At 61.6% G+C, this 16,809-nt stretch carries 16 protein-coding genes; 2 read left to right on the top strand and 14 right to left on the bottom strand.

Annotation, left to right across the window (positions count from 1 at the left end; translation table 11 throughout):
* Positions 1-4: 4 nt before the first annotated feature.
* The 5 genes from nirB to GM658_RS13735 all read right to left on the bottom strand — a co-directional run bounded on the left by nirB (position 5) and on the right by GM658_RS13735 (position 6,476).
* Positions 5-2,527: a nitrite reductase large subunit NirB gene (gene nirB, locus GM658_RS13755; protein ID WP_155454620.1), complete on the bottom strand. Its 2,523-nt coding sequence runs from the start codon at positions 2,525-2,527 to the stop codon at positions 5-7.
* Entirely contained in the window at positions 2,524-3,825 is a 1,302-nt protein-coding gene (locus GM658_RS13750) for an MFS transporter (protein ID WP_155454619.1), read from the bottom strand. The genes nirB and GM658_RS13750 overlap by 4 nt, the downstream gene beginning before the upstream one ends.
* 253 nt (positions 3,826-4,078) lie before the next feature.
* Entirely contained in the window at positions 4,079-4,708 is a 630-nt protein-coding gene (locus GM658_RS13745; protein ID WP_229416896.1) for a methyl-accepting chemotaxis protein, read from the bottom strand.
* Positions 4,709-4,721: 13 nt separating this feature from the next.
* The gene (locus tag GM658_RS13740; RefSeq protein ID WP_155454617.1) at positions 4,722-5,846 is read right to left on the bottom strand and encodes a CmpA/NrtA family ABC transporter substrate-binding protein; all 1,125 of its coding nucleotides are present in this window, start codon (positions 5,844-5,846) and stop codon (positions 4,722-4,724) included.
* A 36-nt stretch (positions 5,847-5,882) separates the two neighbouring features.
* A complete protein-coding gene (locus tag GM658_RS13735; RefSeq protein ID WP_155454616.1) occupies positions 5,883-6,476 on the bottom strand; it encodes an ANTAR domain-containing response regulator in 594 nt (197 codons plus the stop codon).
* A gap of 49 nt (positions 6,477-6,525) precedes the next feature.
* Between GM658_RS13735 and GM658_RS13730 the strand changes: the two genes are divergently transcribed.
* Together GM658_RS13730 and GM658_RS13725 are read left to right on the top strand one after the other, a co-directional pair.
* A complete protein-coding gene (locus tag GM658_RS13730) occupies positions 6,526-7,137 on the top strand; it encodes a DUF2238 domain-containing protein (RefSeq protein WP_155454615.1) in 612 nt (203 codons plus the stop codon).
* Between the two features lies 1 nt (position 7,138).
* Positions 7,139-8,041, top strand: coding sequence for an AEC family transporter (locus GM658_RS13725; RefSeq protein WP_155454614.1), 903 nt, complete (start codon positions 7,139-7,141; stop codon positions 8,039-8,041).
* Here the strand turns inward: GM658_RS13725 and GM658_RS13720 are convergent.
* From GM658_RS13720 to GM658_RS13680, 9 genes are all read right to left on the bottom strand, one after another.
* Entirely contained in the window at positions 8,034-8,627 is a 594-nt protein-coding gene (locus GM658_RS13720) for a UdgX family uracil-DNA binding protein (RefSeq protein ID WP_155454613.1), read from the bottom strand. The genes GM658_RS13725 and GM658_RS13720 overlap by 8 nt on opposite strands.
* 50 nt (positions 8,628-8,677) lie before the next feature.
* Complete coding sequence (locus GM658_RS13715) at positions 8,678-8,932, bottom strand: hypothetical protein (protein ID WP_155454612.1); 255 nt, start codon at positions 8,930-8,932, stop codon at positions 8,678-8,680.
* A gap of 97 nt (positions 8,933-9,029) precedes the next feature.
* On the bottom strand, positions 9,030-9,809 hold the full coding sequence (locus tag GM658_RS13710; protein WP_155454611.1) for a tetratricopeptide repeat protein: 780 nt from the start codon (positions 9,807-9,809) through the stop codon (positions 9,030-9,032).
* A 63-nt stretch (positions 9,810-9,872) separates the two neighbouring features.
* Positions 9,873-10,532: a carbonic anhydrase gene (locus tag GM658_RS13705; protein ID WP_155454610.1), complete on the bottom strand. Its 660-nt coding sequence runs from the start codon at positions 10,530-10,532 to the stop codon at positions 9,873-9,875.
* A 4-nt stretch (positions 10,533-10,536) separates the two neighbouring features.
* Positions 10,537-11,661, bottom strand: coding sequence for a molecular chaperone DnaJ (dnaJ, locus tag GM658_RS13700; protein WP_155454609.1), 1,125 nt, complete (start codon positions 11,659-11,661; stop codon positions 10,537-10,539).
* A gap of 85 nt (positions 11,662-11,746) precedes the next feature.
* A complete protein-coding gene (gene dnaK, locus GM658_RS13695) occupies positions 11,747-13,684 on the bottom strand; it encodes a molecular chaperone DnaK (protein WP_155454608.1) in 1,938 nt (645 codons plus the stop codon).
* A gap of 71 nt (positions 13,685-13,755) precedes the next feature.
* Positions 13,756-14,301 (bottom strand): nucleotide exchange factor GrpE, encoded by a 546-nt coding sequence (gene grpE, locus GM658_RS13690; protein WP_155454607.1) that lies wholly within the window; start codon positions 14,299-14,301, stop codon positions 13,756-13,758.
* Positions 14,302-14,674: 373 nt separating this feature from the next.
* The gene (gene hemH, locus GM658_RS13685) at positions 14,675-15,727 is read right to left on the bottom strand and encodes a ferrochelatase (RefSeq protein ID WP_155454606.1); all 1,053 of its coding nucleotides are present in this window, start codon (positions 15,725-15,727) and stop codon (positions 14,675-14,677) included.
* A 66-nt stretch (positions 15,728-15,793) separates the two neighbouring features.
* The gene (locus GM658_RS13680; RefSeq protein WP_155454605.1) at positions 15,794-16,711 is read right to left on the bottom strand and encodes a LysR family transcriptional regulator; all 918 of its coding nucleotides are present in this window, start codon (positions 16,709-16,711) and stop codon (positions 15,794-15,796) included.
* Between the last annotated feature and the right edge of the window lie 98 nt (positions 16,712-16,809).

Here is a 16,809-nt window from a genome sequence, read left to right as displayed (position 1 = left end):
CTCCTCAGGCGATGGCTTTGATCGGGATGGTCTTGCGTTCTTCCACGGTGGCGGGACGGATCTGGCCGCGCTCCTCCATGAAGACAACGTTGCTGTCTGCTTCCGGGCTGTTGACGAAGTGGCGGAAGCGGGCGCGCGTTTCTGGATTGTTGACGGCTTCTTTCCATTCGCAGGCGTAGGTATCGACCACACGCTGCATGTCTTCTTCCATCTCTGCGTTGATGCCCAGCTTGTCCTTGATGATCACGTCCTTCAGGTAATCCAGGCCGCCCTCCAGGTTTTCACGCCAGGTGCTGGTGCGCTGCAGGCGGTCGGCGGTGCGGCTGTAGAACATGAGGAAGCGGTCGATGTAGGCCACCAGGGTTGCCTTGTCCAGGTCGGAAGCCAGCAGCTCGGCATGGCGCGGCTTCATGCCGCCGTTGCCGCACACGTACAGGTTCCAGCCTTTTTCGGTGGCGATGATGCCGACGTCCTTGCCCTGCGCTTCGGCGCACTCGCGGGTGCAGCCGGACACGCCGAACTTGATCTTGTGCGGGGTGCGCAGGCCCTTGTAGCGGTTTTCCAGTTCGATGGCCAGGCCGACCGAATCATCCACGCCGTAACGGCACCAGGTCGAGCCGACGCAGGACTTCACAGTGCGCAGTGACTTGCCGTAAGCGTGCCCGGTTTCGAAGCCGGCGGCAATCAGCTCTTCCCAGATGGCCGGCAGCTGCTCGACGCGTGCGCCGAACAGGTCGACGCGCTGGCCGCCGGTGATCTTGGTGTACAGGCCGTACTTCTTGGCGACCTGGCCGACGGCGATCAAGCCTTCCGGGGTGACTTCGCCACCCGGCATGCGCGGCACCACCGAGTAGGTGCCGTCTTTCTGGATATTGCCCAGGAAGTAGTCGTTCGAGTCCTGCAGGCTGGCGTGTTCCTTCTTCAGTACGAAGTCGTTCCAGCAGGTGGCGAAGATGCTTGCCGCCAGCGGCTTGCAGACGTCGCAGCCCAGGCCTTTGCCATGGCGTGCCAGCAGGTCTTCGAAGGACTTGATCTGGCCGACGCGGATCAGGTGGAACAGCTCCTGGCGCGAGTGCGGGAAGTGCTCGCAGACGTGGTTGTTCACGTCCATGCCCTGCTTCTTCATCTCCGCCTTCATGATGGTGGTCACCAGCGGCACGCAGCCGCCGCAGGAAGTGCCGGCGTTGCAGCATTTCTTGATGGCGCCGATGCTGGTGGCGCCACTGGCCACTGCAGCGCAGATGGCGCCCTTGCTGACGTCGTTGCAGGAGCAGATCTGGGCCGAATCCGGCAGCGAATCCGCGCCCAGGCCTGGCTTGGCGGCGCCGTCGGACTGCGGCAGGATCAGGAATTCCGGCGCTTCCGGCAATTCGATCTTGTTCAGCATCATTTGCAGCAGCGTGCCGTATTCGCCGGCATCGCCCACCATCACGCCGCCCAGCAGGAACTTGCCGCAGTCGGAAACCACGATCTTCTTGTACACCTGCTTGCGTTCGTCGGTGAACTGGTAGCTGCGCGCGCCCTCCGCCTTGGCATGCGGGTCGCCGATGCTGGCCACGTCCACGCCCATCAGCTTCAGTTTGGTGCTCATGTCGGCGCCGCCGAATTCGGCGGTGGCGTCGCCGCTGATATGGCGCGCGGTGACGCGGGCCATGTCGTAGCCTGGCGCCACCAGGCCGTATACCTGGCCGTTCCACAGCGCGCACTCGCCGATCGCGTACACGTCCGGGTCGCTGGTCTGGCAGTGATTGTTGATCGCAATGCCGCCGCGCGGGCCGACTTCCAGGCCGCATTCGCGCGCCAGGTAGTCGCGTGGGCGGATGCCGGCGGAGAACACGATCATGTCGGTGTCGAGCGAAGTACCGTCGGCGAACATCATGCGGTGGGTGCCGCTTTCACCGGCCACGATGGCGGTGGTGTTCTTGCCGGTGTGGACGGTCACGCCCAGGTCTTCGATTTTCTGGCGCAGCACACGGCCGCCGCCATCATCGACCTGCACCGCCATCAGGCGCGGTGCGAATTCAACGACGTGGGTTTCCAGGCCCAGGTCCTTCAGCGCCTTGGCGCATTCCAGGCCAAGCAGGCCGCCGCCGATCACCACGCCGGTCTTGGAGCGCGCGCCGCATTCCTGCATGGCTTCCAGGTCTTCGATGGTGCGGTAGACGAAGCAGTCCTTGCGGTCCTTGCCTTCGATCTGCGGCACGAACGGGAAGGAGCCGGTGGCGATCACCAGCTTGTCATAAGGGAGCACTTCACCGCTATTGGTGGTCACGGTGTGGGCGGCGCGGTCGATGGTGACGGCGCGGCCGTTCAACTTGAGCACCATGTCGTCGCGCTCGAAGAAGCCGGCTTCCACCAGCGACAATTCCTCTGCGCTCTTGCCGCTGAAGAATTCCGACAGGTGCACGCGGTCATATGCCGGACGCGGTTCCTCGCACAGGATGGTGACTTGGGCGCTGCCAGCAGGCAGGGACTTCAGGAACTGGTGGCCAACCATGCCGTGGCCGATGACGACGATCTTTTTCATGCTGCTGCTCCTGCGATTTTGTTTTCTTCTACGGTAGTGGCGCTGAAGCGTGCGGCCAGTGCGCACAGGGCCGAGGCGGCAACCATCACGCCAAGGATGCTCAGGGTCTGCTGGGTGTTGCCGACGGCCTTCAGCAGGAAACCCGCGGCAACCGCGCCCACGTTGCCGCCGGCGCCGATGATGCCGGCCACGCCGCCCAAGGCGCGCTTGTCGACGAAAGGCACCAGCGCATACGTTGCGCCGCAAGCCATGTGGGTGAACAGGCCGAATACCAGCATCGAGGCAACGGCGTAAGCCACGCTGCCGGCATGCGAGAACATCAGCAGGCCGAAGCCTTCGCCGATCATCATCACGAACAACAGGGTGACGCGGCTATTCAGGCTGCCGCGGTATGCCACCTTGTCGGACACGTAGCCGCCCAGCGCACGGGCAAACAGCGCCAGCAGGCCGAAACTGCCCGCTGCCAGGCCGGCCTGCGGCAAGGACAGCTTGAAGGTGTCGACGTAATACGTGGCGGCGATGTTGTGGATGAAGATCTCCACGCCGAAGCAGGCGCCGTAGGTGACGAACAGCAGCCATACGCGATAGTTGGCAGCAGCCAGCTTGAAGCTTTCCCAGCCGCCCTTCTTGCCGCCTTCCAGTGCGACGCCGGCGGCGCGCAGGTCGGCGTAGTTGCCGTCCGGGCAGTCCTGGGTGAAGCGGTAGTAGACGAAGGCCATGACCAGCATCAGCACGCCCGGCACCACCAGCGCTGCGCGCCATCCCATGGTCTCGTTCACGCCCAGCATGACCATGGCGGCCATGATCATCGGCATGGTGGACTGCACCACACCACCGCCCGCATTGCCCCAGCCGGCAGCCGCCGCATTCGCTGTGCCGACCACGTTCGGCGCGAACATGACGGAGGTGTGGTATTGGGTGATCACGAAACTTGCGCCGACTGCGCCGATCAAGAGGCGGAAGAACAGGAAGCTCTCGTAGGTCTGTGCAGCGGCTACGCCCAGCACAGGAAGTGCACCGAGCAGCAGCAAGCCGGTATAGGCCTTGCGCGGACCGTAGCGGTCGCACAGCGGGCCAATCACCAGGCGCACGATGATGGTGATCGCAACAGCGGCGATATTGATGTTGGCAATTTGCGCCGGGGTCAGGCCGAATTCGCCCTTAATCACCGGCATCAGCGGGGCGCAGGCGAACCATGCGAAGAAGCAGACGAAGAACGCCATCCAGGTGAGGTGGAAGGCACGCATCTGCGGCGTAGAGAACGAAAACAGTTTGATGCTGGTCGCTTTGTTGGCCATGTCGTTATCCCTGAAAACAAAAAGGCGTCCGCACAGCCGCACCTATCGAAGGTTGCGCTGCGCGGACGCCGTTGTCCGGTTTTGCCGATCCTCCGTTAGACCGACCCTTTACCTATGCTTTGCAAGAGCTGTGCCAGCCCTTTTGTGGGGGAAAAACGGCGCGCCCGCGCCTGCGGAGGGGGATTTTCGCCATCTGCCGGTGCACCGCGCCCAAGAATGGTGCACCGCAATAGCGCACGCGCTGGTGCAGCGCTCAGGCGTTGGCTGCCTGCAGCGCGGCCTTGACCATGTCGTCTATTTCCGTCGTGATAGTCGACAGAACGCCGGCCACCACCGCGAATTCACGTCCGGCGTGGCCGGCGCGCGCCGCCACCACCCGGGCATTGAAGGTGACCATCTTGGCCTGGCGGGCAATGGTCTCGATTTCCGTGATCACCCCGCGCAATTGCTTCTTCATCAGGATGGCGTGCTTTTTGGACTGCTCTTCATAGATGGCGGTGATCTGGTTCAGCACCGCCAGCACAGGCGTGGCCGTGGCAACCAGCTGGTCCAGCGCTGCACCGGGCTTGCCGCTGTCCAGCGCGCGCTGCGCCAGGTCGATGAAGGCGGCAATCTGGCGCGCGCCGTCGGAGCGGCCATGGTAGGCGTCCTGCAGTTCGGGGCAGAAGATGCCGGGCAGCGCATCGCTGCCATTGACCAGCGTGTGGTGGGCTTCGCGGAACAGCTTGAGCGCATCGCGCGCCGTTTCTGCGGCGCCTTCCTGGCCCTGGGCTGCCAGCACCGCGTACAGCACCAGCCTTTGCGAGGTAAACCGGCGTCGGCCGGACAGGTTGATCAATGCTCCAAATACTTCGCCCGACAAGGGCTTGGCCGGCTCCTGCATGGATTCTCCTTCGCTACATGTGGATGTCGAAGGACCCTGCATAACGCTCGGGGTCCTTGCCATCCCAGGTGGTTCCGTCCATCAGCACTGAACTGCGCAAGGTGCTGGCGGGGATTGGAGTCTCCGTTATTTCCGCCGCCTCTTTATAGAGTGCGGTCTGGTGAACCTTGAGCGCCACGCCAAGGTAGTCCGGCGAGGCCTTCAGCAAGCCCCAGCGCTTTTGCTGGGTCATGAACCACATGCCGTCCGACAGGTAGGGGAAGTTGGCCGCGCCTTCGTGGTGGAAACGCATGCTGTGCGCGTCCTCCCAGCTGCGGCCCATGCCGTCTTCGTAGTGGCCGAGGATGCGCTGCCAGATCACGTCCTTGCCCGTGTTGACGTATTGGACGGCGGAGATGATTTCCGCCATGGCCATGCGGTTGGCAGCGCTGGCGTCGATCCAGCGGCTCGCTTCCAGCACGGCGGCCACCATGGCGCGCGCGGTGTTGGGGTTGCGGCGCACGAAGTCGGCGGTCGTCGCCAGCACCTTTTCCGGATGGTCGGGCCAGATTTGCTGGCTGGTGGCGATGGTCACGCCAACGCCGTCCATCACAGCGCGGTGGTTCCACGGCTCACCGGCACAGAAGCCGTCCATATGCCCGGCAGCCAGGTTGCTGGCCATCTGCGATGGCGGCACGGTCAGCACGCGCGCTTCGCGCAAGGGATGCACGCCGTGGGCAGCCAACCAGTAGTACAGCCACATGGCGTGCGTGCCGGTCGGGAAAGTCTGGGCCCAGCGTAGCTCGCGCGCGTGCGACAGGGCCGCCACGGCAGCGCCGTCGCGCACGCCCTCGTCCACCAGGCGGCGCGAGAGGGTGATGGCCTGGCCATTGCGATTCAAATTCATCAAGATTGCCAGGTCGCGCCGCGCCGATCCGATGCCGAGATGGGTTGCATAGACAAGGCCGTACAACGCATGGGCGGCATCCAGTTCGCCGGTCAGCAGCTTGTCGCGCACACCGGCCCAGGAAGTCTCCTTGCTCAAGACGATGCGGATGCCGTGCTTGCGGTCCAGCCCCAGTACGGACGCCATCACCAGCGACGCGCAATCGGTCAGCGGGTTGAAGCCAATCCTGACGATGTCTTTTTCAATCTGCATACTTCACTCCTGCCGGCGGCGCACCACAACGGTGCATCAGCCGAGCAAATCCTCCGCGTCCAGGATGCGCTGCGCCAATTCGGCCAGCTTCAGGTTCTTGTTCATGGCCATGGTGCGCAGCTTCTGGAAAGCCTGGTCTTCCGTCAGGCCCTGGCGCGCCATGAAAATGCCCTTGGCGCGGTCGATCAGCTTGCGCTCGGCCAGCTTCAGGCGGGTGCCTTCCAGCTCGTCCAGCAGCTTCTTTTCGCGCTTGAAGCGCACCAGCGCCACGTCCAGCACAGGCTTGATGCGCTCGGGCTGCAAACCCGCCACCACATAGGCGGAAACCCCCGCCGCCATTGCCGCTTCCATGGAATCAGCCTTATCGTCTTCGGTGAACATGACGATGGGGCGGCGCTCGTCTCGGGTGGCGATCACGATGTGTTCGAGCACGTCGCGCGCATCCGATTCGGCATCGACGATGATCATGTCCGGCTGCAGGCGCGCGATGTGTTCGGGCAGGTGGAAATCGGCCGCCAGCGAGGCGACCAGCTCATAGCCTGCTTCCGCCAAACCGGCGTGCAAGGCCTGTGCGCGTGCCTCACTTTCGTGCGGCGGATGAATCAAAACGATGCGTAAATTACGGCTCATACCCACCCAGTTGCAAGAACCGCGCCAGCTTTCGCGTTACTATTCGGTCATGAACCGAACGATTGCTCCTCTGCACCTGGCGCTGGCCGCCTTTGTCCTGATTGTGCTGGCCTGGTCCGGCTTTGCTCCCTATGACCGCGCCACCTGGTGGATGGAAGTGGCGCCGGCCCTGGTGGCCCTGCCGCTGATGGCCGCAACTTACCGCAGCTACCGCATGACCGACTTGCTGTACGCGCTGATCGCCGTGCATTGCGTGATCCTGATGGTGGGCGGCGCCTACACCTATGCCCGCGTGCCGCTCGGCTTCGATTTGCAGCACTGGTTCGGGCTGTCGCGTAATCCTTACGACAAGATTGGCCATTTCGCACAAGGATTCGTGCCGGCCATGGTGGCGCGCGAAATCCTGCTGCGCGGGGCTTACCTCAAGCGGGGCAAGATGCTGGCCTTTATCGTGATCTGCATTGTGATGGCGATCAGCGCGAGCTATGAGCTGATTGAATGGGGCGCGGCGCTGGCGATGGGCCAGGGCGCCGACGAATTCCTCGGTACCCAGGGCGATCCGTGGGATACCCAGTCCGACATGTTCATGGCGCTGCTGGGCGGCATGGCGGCGCTGCTGACGCTGACGCGCTTGCACGATCGCCAGTTGGCCAGGCGCTAGCGTGCTGGCCTCGATTGTCCCGGTGATCCTGCTCATCCTGCTGGGCGTGGCGATCCGCCGTGCCCACTGGATGCCGGACGACTTTTTCCCTTCGCTGGAAAAATTCTCGTATTACATCGCCTTTCCGGCGTTGCTGTTCACTGGCATTGCGAAGCTGGATTTCCATGGCCGCTTGGTAGGCGAACTGGCGCTGGCTACATTACTGCCGACACTCATCGTCGTCGGCCTTGCGTTGCTGGCGCTATTGTTCTGGCGCGAACTGCCCGATGCCAGCCGGTCATCCGTCGTGCAAGGTGCGATGCGCCCGAACAGTTACTTTGGCATTGCCGTCTCTGCGCTCTTCTTCCCGCAGCAAACGGCGGCCCTGGTCATGTTGGCATTGGCCTTATGCCTGCCGGTGGTGAACCTGCTCTCGGTCCTGGCGCTTTCCTGGTGGAGCGGTAGAAAGGCTGACCTGGCCACGGTGGCGAAAACACTGGCCGCCAACCCCATTATCCTGTCCACGCTGGCGGGCATCGCTGCCAGCCTGCTTGGCCTGTCGCTGCCGGCTCCCGTGCTGAATACCCTGGACATCCTGGCCAAGTCGGCGCTCGCGCTCGGGCTGGTGTGTGTCGGCAGCGGGCTGGTATTTTCGCTGGACGGCTTGCGGCCCGCCGCGCTTGCCCTGGCCTCCTTCCTCAAGCTGCTCGTGCTTCCCGTGGTGGCATCGCGCGTCTGTGTGGCTTTCGGGGTCTCGGAACCCGTCGCGCTGGCGGCTTGCTTCTATTGCGCGCTGCCGACTGCGCCCAATGCCTACATCATGGCGCGCCAGCTGGGCGGGGATGCACGGTTGATGGCGACAATGATTACGCTCCAGACGCTGCTGGCTGCGGCGACCATCCCCTTGAGCCGTCTTCTTAGCTAAGGAGGCGCTTTGCCTCAAGAAGGGCGTCGATGATGGCTTGCCGCGCCTCGGCGCGCGCTTCACTGCTGGGAACGCGCAGTGCGTAGGCGGGATGGTAGGTGGCGACAATCCAGCGCCCGCCGCGTTCGACGGGCTGTCCCATATAGTCTTTCAGGGTAACGCTGCCGCTTTGCAGGACGGACTTCAGGGCGGTCGCGCCAAGGGCCACGATGACATCCGGCCCTACACTTTCCAGTTCGGCTTCGAGCCAGTAGTGGCAGGCCGCGACTTCCTTCTGCGCTGGCGTCTTGTGCATACGCCGCTTGCCGCGCGGCTCCCACTTGAAGTGCTTGACCGCGTTAGTGATGTAGACCTGGCGGCGGTCGATGCCAGCCGCCTCCAGCGCAGCGTCGAGCAGGTCGCCGGCCGGGCCGACAAAGGGTTTGCCGGCCAGATCTTCCTGGTCGCCAGGCTGCTCGCCGACCAGCATCAGCTTCGCACGGCGCGCGCCCTGCCCGCCCACCGGCTGCGTGGCGTTGCGCCACAGGTCGCAGCGGCGGCACTCATCCAGCGTGGATGGCTGTTGCGCGTCGGGCTTCTCTTTCATCAGCCCATTGTACGAAGCGCTGGACCATGCGGCGCACGATGTATTGAAGGCTAATCTTTCTTGCCCGTTAACTCATGCGCACCGTCGCGGAAGGCGTGGCCGATATCGCGGGTCACATTCCGCGTCCCGTGCCCGATCGCTCGGGTCCCGTCGCGGAAACCGTGGCCGATTGCTTTCGTCGTTTTCTTGGTCGTATGTCCGACTGCCTTGGCCGCCTTCTTGGTGGCAGCGACCGGGTGCACGCCGCCGGAGCCTTTATCAGCCGGTTCGTCGGCAGCAATCGCCGACATTGCAAACAGGGACATGGCGATCCCCAGGACGGTCCCAAGTGCTTTGTGTTGCAAACGTGTTGAAGTCATGTTCATTCCCCGAATTGTTGCGAATTCGAATTATCTTAACCCATCAGGCGGGGCGGCCGGTCAGCGCGAAGGCGCGGGTGCGTTTGAGGAATTCGTTGAACTGGGTGGCGTGGTCGGGGAAGCGTTCCTGGCCCTCGATGAAGATCGCTTCGGCTTCGTCGAGGTGGCCGAGCTTCATCAGGCATTCGCCTTTGCAGAAAAAGGCGGACATGCCTTCGGGATTGATGTAGAGCGATTCCTCAAGGTCGCGCAGCGCTTTCTCGTGCAGGCCCAACTCCATGAAGGCGAAGGCGCGCTTGTCCAGCGCATCCGTGTAGGCGGGATAGAGTTCGATCGCCTTGCTGTATTCGTTGATCGCTTCGATGCTTCGGCCTTCCGCCGCATGCACGCCGGCGCGCGCAAAATGCTCGTCGGCCTTGCGCATGATCGCGTCGACGTCCTGCCCGGTCAGGCGCACATACAGTTCGAAATCCATGTACTTCAAGCCTTGCAGCTCACGCGCAGATGCCGGCAGGTTGCCGGCCAGTTCCCACCCATCAGCCAGCGAAGCTGCTGCGCGTGGCGTATGCGCCATGCGGACAACTGCTTGCGCCAGCGATTCCAGCGTCGGCTTGCGCTGTACCGGTTCGTAAGTCAGGCAATGCGCGGTTGCACCGTCCACGGCAATGACTTTGAGTGTGGTCCAGGCCTGGCCGTCAGGCTGCGGCTGGACGAGCACATCGCCCGCCTTGACGACGAGTTGCTGGCAAGGCCGGAATTTTCCTGCTGCCCTGGCGTGCGGATTGCCGAGCGAAGCGAAAAAGTTGGAAATCGATTTGAGCATGCACGGAAGTGTACATGCTTTTTTGGCAGCAATAAAAAAGCCCGCGGTTGCGGGCTTCCTGGCTTACTGGGCCTTGGCGTATTCCGCCAGTCGGGCGTCGAGACAGGGCTGCAAATCAGCCGGGGAGCTGATGTTCATGCCCAGGTCGTGCAGCAGGCCGTCCTTCAGGCCGTACACGAAACCGTGCACGGTGAGTTCCTGGCCGCGGTCCCATGCGTCCTGCACGATGGTGGTCTGGCAGACGTTCATCACCTGCTCCACTACGTTCAGTTCGCACAGGCGCTCGCTCTTCTTGCTGACGTCGTCCAGGGCGGCGCCGAGGTAGCGCTCGTGCTTTTGCGCGACGTCCTGCACGTGGCGCAGCCAGTTGTCGACCAGGCCCACGCGGCCGCCGGTCAGCGCCGTGTGCACGCCCTTGCAGCCGTAGTGGCCCACGATGATCACGTGCTTGACCTTCAGCACTTCGATCGAGAACTGCAGCACCGACAGGGAATTCAGGTCCGAGTGCACCACCACGTTGGCGATGTTACGGTGGACGAACACTTTACCTGGCGGCAGTCCAAGCAGTTCGTTCGCAGGTACGCGCGAATCGGAGCAGCCGATCCACAGGTACTCAGGGCCAACCTTGGACAGGTCGTGGAAGTATTCCGGGTCCTTGGCGATTTTCGCCTCGGCCCATTTACGGTTGTTTTCAAGAAGGTGCTTCAGTACGTCGTCGCTCATATTTTCACTCGAAGAAGTCTTTGACCTTGTCCATGAAGGACTTGGTCTGTGGGCTATGCTTCGCACCACCCTCGGTGGTGGAACGCTCGAATTCGCGCAGCAGTTCTTTCTGCTTGTCGGTCAGCTTGACCGGGGTCTCAACGGCGACATGGCAGAACAGGTCGCCCGGATAGCCGGAACGAACGCCCTTGATGCCCTTGCCCTTGAGGCGGAAAGTCTTGCCGGACTGGGTGCCGTCCGGAATGGTGAATGATACCTTACCATCGAGCGTCGGCACTTCGATCTCGCCGCCCAGCGCCGCCTTGGCGAAGCTGATCGGCATTTCGCAGTGCAGGTCGTCGCCTTCGCGCTGGAACACCGGATGCGGCTTGATGTGGATCTCCACATACAGGTCGCCCGGCGGGCCGCCGTTGGTGCCTGGCTCGCCGTTGCCGGTGGAGCGGATGCGCATGCCGTTGTCGATGCCGACCGGGATCTTCACTTCCAGCGTCTTGTTGCGCTTGATGCGGCCTGCGCCGGAGCACGATGGGCATGGCTCGGGAATGATCTTGCCGGTGCCGTGGCATTTCGGACAGGTCTGCTGGATGCTGAAGAAGCCCTGCTGCATGCGCACCTGGCCGTGGCCGCCGCAGGTGCCGCAGGTGACCGGCTGGGTGCCCGGCTTGGCGCCGGAACCGTGGCAGGTATCGCACTTGTCCCAGCTCGGCACGCGGATCGTGGTGTCGAAGCCGTGGGCAGCCTGCTCCAGGGTGATTTCCAGGTTGTAGCGCAAGTCGGCGCCGCGATACACCTGCGGGCCGGAGGAACGGCCGCGGCCGCCGCCGCCGAAAATATCGCCGAAGATGTCGCCGAAGGCGTCGCCAAAGCCGCCGAAGCCGCCGCCGCCGCCCGCCCCCATATTCGGGTCAACGCCAGCGTGACCGTAACGGTCGTACGCTTCGCGTTTTTCCGGGTTGGTCAGCATCTCGTAGGCCTCTTTGACCTCCTTGAACTTTTCCTCAGCCTCTTTGTTATCCGGATTGCGGTCCGGATGATATTTCATCGCCAGCTTGCGATAGGCTTTCTTGATTTCGTCTTCGGACGAGTTCTTAGCGACCCCGAGGATCTCGTAAAAATCACGCTTTGCCATGGTGTACCAATTTATGCGAAAAAGCCGAGCGAGCCCCTGGTGGATGCTCGGCTCGGCAGGTCAGTGTGTTGACCGGATTTGAAGCTTACTTGTTGTCTTTGACTTCCTTGAAGTCGGCGTCGACCACGTCGTCCTGGGCTGGCTTGGACTCGGACTGAGCACCTGCACCAGCTTCGGCACCGGCGGCGCCTTGCTGCGCCTGCATGTCAGCGTACATCTTCTCGCCCAGCTTCTGCGAAGCTTCGGACAGCGCTGCCACTTTGGCGTCGATCGCTGCCTTGTCGCCGTCCTTGATGGAGGCTTCCAGTGCGGTGATCGCAGCTTCGATCTTCTCTTTTTCGCCGGCTTCCAGCTTGTCGCCGTACTCGGTCAGCGACTTGCGGGTGCTGTGCACCAGCGCGTCGGCCTGGTTGCGGGACTCGGCCAGTTCCTTCAGCTTCTTGTCTTCTTCCGCGTTCAGTTCCGCATCCTTCACCATCTTCTGGATTTCCTCTTCGGACAGGCCGGAGTTCGCCTTGATGGTGATCTTGTTTTCCTTGCCGGTGGCCTTGTCTTTCGCGCCCACGTGCAGGATGCCGTTGGCGTCGATGTCGAAGGTCACTTCGATCTGCGGCGTGCCGCGTGCTGCCGGTGGAATGCCTTCCAGGTTGAATTCGCCCAGCGCCTTGTTGCCGGCGGCGATTTCGCGTTCACCCTGGTACACCTTGATGGTCACGGCCGGCTGGTTGTCGTCGGCGGTCGAGAACACTTGCGAGAACTTGGTAGGAATCGTGGTGTTCTTGTGGATCATCTTGGTCATCACACCGCCCAGGGTTTCGATACCCAGGGACAGCGGGGTCACGTCCAGCAGCAGCAGGTCCTTGCGGTCGCCCGACAGCACTGCACCCTGGATCGCGGCGCCTACAGCCACTGCTTCGTCAGGGTTCACGTCTTTACGTGGATCCTTGCCGAAGAACTCTTTCACTTTTTCCTGCACCTTAGGCATACGGGTCATGCCGCCGACCAGGATGATGTCGTCGATGTCGGACACTTTCACGCCGGCGTCCTTGATCGCGGTGCGGCAAGGCTCGATGGTGGCGGTGATCAGTTCCTCAACCAGGGACTCCAGCTTGGCGCGGGTCATCTTCAGGTTCAGGTGGACTGGAGCGCCGTTCGCCATGGCGATGTAAGGCTCGTTGATTTCGGTCTGCTGCGAGGACGACAGTTCGATCTTCGCGCGCTCGGCCGATGCCTTGATACGCTGCAGGGCGATTGGATCCTTCTTCAGGTCCAGGCCGTTGATCTTCTTGAACTCTTCGATGATGTAGTCGATCACGCGCTGGTCGAAGTCTTCGCCGCCCAGGAAGGTGTCGCCGTTGGTCGACAGCACTTCGAACTGCTTCTCGCCGTCCACGTCCGCGATTTCGATGATCGAGATGTCGAAGGTACCGCCACCCAGGTCATACACGGCGATCTTGCGGTCGCCCTTGTCGGTCTTGTCCAGGCCGAATGCCAGTGCGGCTGCGGTAGGCTCGTTGATGATGCGCTTGACGTCCAGGCCCGCGATACGGCCGGCGTCCTTGGTCGCCTGGCGCTGCGAGTCGTTGAAGTAAGCAGGCACGGTGATGACGGCCTCGGTGACTTCTTCACCCAGGTAGTCTTCGGCGGTCTTCTTCATCTTGCGCAGCACTTCTGCGGAGATCTGCGGCGGAGCCAGTTTCTTGTCGCGCACGCCGATCCAGGCGTCGCCGTTGTCGGCCTTGGTGATCTCGTAAGGCATCAGGGCGATGTCCTTCTGCACTTCCTTCTCCGAGAACTTGCGGCCGATCAGGCGCTTCACCGCGAACAGGGTGTTCTTCGGGTTGGTTACGGCCTGGCGCTTGGCAGGTGCGCCAACCAGGATTTCGCCGTCTTCTTGGTAGGCGATGATGGAAGGGGTGGTACGCGCGCCTTCCGCATTCTCGATGACCTTCGGCGTGCCATTTTCCATGATGGCGACGCAGGAGTTGGTGGTGCCCAGGTCAATACCGATAATTTTGCCCATGATTTGTTCTTCCTTGTGTACTAAGTTTTGAATGCTTCTTATATGTGGAATTTATGTTTCTTTTCAAGTGCTTACTTTGGCTGGGCAGCCGTCACGATGGCGGGACGCAGCAGGCGGTCCGCAATCATGTAACCCTTTTGCAGCACTGCTACAACGGTGTTCGCTTCCTGCTCGGCAGGCACCATGGCCACAGCCTGGTGCTTGTTCGGATCGAGCTTTTCGCCCACCGCCGGCATGACTTCCACCAGGCGGTTGCGCTCGAAGGCGGAATTCAGCTGTTTCAGGGTCATTTCGACGCCTTCCTTCAGCGATTCCAGGGTCGGGTTTTCGACTTTCAGGGCCATTTCAAGGCTGTCCTTCACCGGCACCATGGCCTCGGCGAAGCTTTCAACGGCGAATTTGTGCGCCTTGGAGACGTCTTCCTGCGCGCGGCGGCGGATGTTCTCGCTCTCGGCTTTGGCGCGCATGAACGCGTCGTGCATTTCGGCCAGTTTCGCCTCGGTCTGGGACAGCTGCGCTTCCAGGTCGGACATTGCTGGCGCTTCGGCCGAAGTCGTTTGCTCTTCTGCCTGGACCACTTCTGGGTTCTGGCTTGGCTGGTTTTCCTGGTCTTGCATCTAAAAGACTCCTACAAAATCAAATTTAATCAATAACGCCAGCAAGATTTGGGGCTTTCCCCTATCTTTTCAAGGGGTATTCTGCCCCTCTGTGCAAAGGCCCGGCGCACGCCGGTGGGAGCATGTTGTAACAGCAGAGTTACAATTTTTACAAAGCTCGGAGATACGTAAACCGGGGTTTTGACTAAGATGAATCTATGCGGTGCCTGGACACCGCGTTCCCTCGGAGCGCATCATGAAGTTGCCATTTATTACAGCATCGATCATCGCGTGGAGCTTCCTTGCAACTGCGGTGATCGTCTTCAGCGAACTCTTTCCCTAGCCGGTTATTTTAGCAGGTTAGCACTCAACACCCGCAAGTGCTAACAACTGCCTACCTGCGCAGCTTGCGCATGGACGACATGGTTGGCCAGCCGATCATGTGTTGCTCGGCAACCTCGGTCAGCGCGGAAATCCAGGCCGGATGGCTGTTCAGGCAAGGGATGTAGTTGAATTCCTTGCCGCCGTTGGCCTTGAACTCATGCCTTACTTCCATTGCAATTTCTTCCAGGGTTTCCAGGCAATCGCTGGTAAAGCCCGGGCAGATGACGTCCAGCTTGCGCACCCCATCTTTTGCCAATTGCGCCACAGTCGGCGCAGTGTAGGGCTGCAGCCACTCGGCCTTGCCAAAGCGGGACTGGAAGGTGACCAGGTAGTCGTTTTCATTCAGGCGCAGCTTTTCGGCTAACAGGCGTGCCGTTTCCATGCATTCGCGCTGGTAGGTGTCGCCCAGGTCGATGGTGCGTTTGGGCACGCCATGGAAGCTCATCAGCAGCTTTTCGCCGCGTCCGTTGGTTTCCCAATGGGCGAGGACAGTTTTCTTCAGCGCATTCACATAGCCATCGTGGTCGTGATAGTCACGCACGAAGCGCAACTCGGGGATGTTGCGCACCTTCTTGTAGTGGTCGAACACGGCGTCGCTGACCGAGGCAGTGGTGGTACCCGAATATTGTGGGTAGGCCGGCAGGATCAGGATGCGGTCATGGCCGTCGGCCTTGAGCTTGCCCAGGACTTCCGGCAGCGATGGCGAGCCGTAGCGCATGGCCATCGCCACCGTCACGTCATTGTGGCCCCGCTCACCGAGCAGCCCGCGCAGCAGCTTGGCCTGCGCCTGCGTGTGGAACTTCAGCGGAGAGCCGTCGCTGGTCCAGATCGCAGCATATTTTTGCGCCGACTGCTTGGAGCGGAACGGCAGGATGATGCCGTTCAGGATGAACCACCAGATCGCCTTTGGAATCTCGACTACGCGCGGATCGGACAGGAACTCCTTCAGGTAGCGGCGCACGGCGCCGGGAGTTGGCGCGTCAGGGGTACCGAGATTGACCAGCACGACGGCGGTTCTGGAGACGGAGCCTGGCTGGAGAGCGGGTTCTTTGGCGAACGGCATTCGTGGATACTTTTTGTTATTCGTGGGCGCGCCATTATAAACCGGCAATGCGAATCGAACGCTGAGTCATCCTGCAATTCGCCAGGCAGGATGCGACAAGCGGTCAATAAAATACCTTGCAAGCACTTCCACCTTCGCGGGCCTGCTCTTCAATGATGGGGTAACGAAATACAATCCGCCGGTTTCCATCGCCCAGTTGGGCAGAATGACTTCCAACCGTCCATCTCGCACATATTCCGCCGCAATAAACTCCGGCAGTTCGGCAACCGCCAGGCCCGCAAGGATGGTGGGGATCATGGCGTTGGAGTTGGTCACGCGCAAACGTCCTTGCGGCGCGATGCTTTCTTCCTTGCCTGTCTTGTCAGTGAGCCGCCACACATCATTGCGCGCCCGGTAGGCATAGCCAAGGCAATCCTTCTGATTCAGCTCTTTCGGGTGCTCAGGCCTGCCATGCTTTTCGAGGTAGCTCGGCGCGGCGACGATGACTCTTGAAACAGGGCACAGCTTCCTTGCCACCAGCGAAGAATCCGGCAGTACCGCTATGCGCAGCGCTGCATCGAAGCCTTCTCCCACCAGGTCGACAGTTGCATCGGATAAATGCAGGTCGATCGACACGTCCGGATAAGCGGACAGGAAATCCGGCAATAGTGGCGCCACCCACTGCAAGCCGAACGACATCGGCACGGCAAGCCTGATCAAACCGCGCGGCTGAACCGACAATTCCCTTGCCACGCCTTCTACCTCTTCCGCATCTCGATAAATGCGCGTGGCGCTCTCCGCAATGGTGCGGCCAAACTCCGTCAAGGCCAGCTGGCGTGACGTCCGGTTGAAAAGGCGCGCACCCAGGCGCTCCTCCAGGCGCCCCACTGCGCGGGACACGGTAGCAACGGATACATCCATTGCCCTCGCGGCAGCCGCAAAGGAACGCTCTTCGACCACTTTGGCAAACATGGCCAGCCCTTCGAAATCAGGAATCTTCGACATCTACAAATATGCAATGATAGTTTTCAATTATTGCTATTTTAAAACAGCCTTCGACTCGATAAGCTTGTTTTCGCCAACTGAGCAAAACAACTCTCAAG

The organism is Massilia eburnea (assembly GCF_009720745.1).
In the GTDB taxonomy this organism is placed as follows: Bacteria; Pseudomonadota; Gammaproteobacteria; order Burkholderiales; family Burkholderiaceae_D; genus Rugamonas; species Rugamonas eburnea.
The sequence above is the reverse complement of the archived record's forward strand: the minus strand, read 5'-3'. Positions and strand labels throughout refer to the sequence as shown.

Coding starts and splice junctions, on each gene's coding strand:
- nirB (WP_155454620.1), bottom strand. CDS start 2,527: ATGAAAAAGATCGTCGTCATCGGCCACGGCATGGTTGGCCACCAGTTC.
- GM658_RS13750 (WP_155454619.1), bottom strand. CDS start 3,825: ATGGCCAACAAAGCGACCAGCATCAAACTGTTTTCGTTCTCTACGCCG.
- GM658_RS13745 (WP_229416896.1), bottom strand. CDS start 4,708: ATGCAGGAGCCGGCCAAGCCCTTGTCGGGCGAAGTATTTGGAGCATTG.
- GM658_RS13740 (WP_155454617.1), bottom strand. CDS start 5,846: ATGCAGATTGAAAAAGACATCGTCAGGATTGGCTTCAACCCGCTGACC.
- GM658_RS13735 (WP_155454616.1), bottom strand. CDS start 6,476: ATGAGCCGTAATTTACGCATCGTTTTGATTCATCCGCCGCACGAAAGT.
- GM658_RS13730 (WP_155454615.1), top strand. CDS start 6,526: ATGAACCGAACGATTGCTCCTCTGCACCTGGCGCTGGCCGCCTTTGTC.
- GM658_RS13720 (WP_155454613.1), bottom strand. CDS start 8,627: ATGAAAGAGAAGCCCGACGCGCAACAGCCATCCACGCTGGATGAGTGC.
- GM658_RS13715 (WP_155454612.1), bottom strand. CDS start 8,932: ATGTCCCTGTTTGCAATGTCGGCGATTGCTGCCGACGAACCGGCTGAT.
- GM658_RS13710 (WP_155454611.1), bottom strand. CDS start 9,809: ATGCTCAAATCGATTTCCAACTTTTTCGCTTCGCTCGGCAATCCGCAC.
- GM658_RS13705 (WP_155454610.1), bottom strand. CDS start 10,532: ATGAGCGACGACGTACTGAAGCACCTTCTTGAAAACAACCGTAAATGG.
- dnaJ (WP_155454609.1), bottom strand. CDS start 11,661: ATGGCAAAGCGTGATTTTTACGAGATCCTCGGGGTCGCTAAGAACTCG.
- dnaK (WP_155454608.1), bottom strand. CDS start 13,684: ATGGGCAAAATTATCGGTATTGACCTGGGCACCACCAACTCCTGCGTC.
- grpE (WP_155454607.1), bottom strand. CDS start 14,301: ATGCAAGACCAGGAAAACCAGCCAAGCCAGAACCCAGAAGTGGTCCAG.
- hemH (WP_155454606.1), bottom strand. CDS start 15,727: ATGCCGTTCGCCAAAGAACCCGCTCTCCAGCCAGGCTCCGTCTCCAGA.
- GM658_RS13680 (WP_155454605.1), bottom strand. CDS start 16,711: ATGTCGAAGATTCCTGATTTCGAAGGGCTGGCCATGTTTGCCAAAGTG.